The sequence below is a fragment of the Herbaspirillum sp. B65 genome, assembly GCF_000333555.1.
Classification (GTDB): Bacteria; Pseudomonadota; Gammaproteobacteria; order Burkholderiales; family Burkholderiaceae_D; genus Herbaspirillum; species Herbaspirillum rubrisubalbicans.
Genome location: NZ_BADI01000892.1, coordinates 1 through 1068, shown reverse-complemented (window position 1 = coordinate 1068; position 1068 = coordinate 1). Strand labels below are relative to the sequence as shown.

General features: G+C 68.2%; 1 protein-coding gene. It reads right to left on the bottom strand.

Going from position 1 to position 1068, the window contains the following annotated elements:
* A partial coding sequence (locus I5W_RS21090) for an aminotransferase-like domain-containing protein (RefSeq protein WP_044530705.1) occupies positions 1-1068 on the bottom strand: 1068 nt, incomplete at both ends.

Genomic DNA, 1068 nt, shown 5'->3' with positions numbered 1-1068 from the left:
CCTGGAAACTGTCTTGCGCCACCACGTTCAAGCCGGCCTGGCGCGCCTTGAGCACGAAATCCGGGCCGTTCCAATGGCCCGGCAGCGCCTTCCAGAGATGAATACCGCCCGCACCGGCCAGGTCGGCATCACCCAGGGTGCGCAATGCCAGCTCCTGGCGCGTCCTGGCTTCATGGCGGATGCCTTCCAGCAGTTTGTCGGCAGTGCCATCGTGGATCCACTGGGTGGACAGCGCCGTCATCAGCGGCGTGGACATCAGTACAAAGGAGCGCAGCGCGCCCAGCAACTCTTCCTGCCCCACGCCCGCGGGCGTGACCACATAGGCCGTGCGCAGCCCCGGCAGCAGGCACTTGGAAAGCGTCGAGACATAGAACACGTGCTGCGGCGCATAGTGCGCCAGCGGCTTGGGCGCGTGCGCAGCGAAGCGCCAGTAGGGGTCGTCTTCGATCACGCGCAGGTTCAGGCGCGTGACGACTGCGGCGATCTCGGCGCGCCGCGCGGCGGGCATGGTGTGGGTGGTCGGATTGTGCAGGGTGGGATTCAGATAGACCAGGCGTGCGCCATGCTTGCGCGCCATGGTCTGCAACAGGTCCGGCCTCATGCCTTCGCCATCGACGCCCACGGCCACCACGCGTCGGCCCAGTTGGACGGCCGCCGTCAGCAGGCCGGGATAGGTCAGCGGCTCGGCCAGGATCACCTCGCCGGGCTGGGTCTGCGACAACAGCAAGGCGGCCAGCGCCGATTGCGCGCCGGGGCAGACCAGCACGCGGCGCTCATCGATGTGCCCCAGCAGTTGCTGCAACCACATCGCCCCGGCGGCGCGGTCGGCACTGCTGCCGCCGCCCAGGTGGTAGGTCATCAGCAGGTCGGCGTCGCTATGGATCAGGATCTGCGACACCCCCTGGCGCAACAGGTCGTCCAGATCGACACCGGCCGGAGGTGGTGGAATGTTCATGGAGAGGTCGATCACCTGGCTCAAGTCGACCTTGGGCGCCGCCACGAAGGTGCCAGCCGAGCCGCGCGCCTCCAGCAGATGGCGGCGGCGCGCCTCGGTATAGGCGCGGGTGA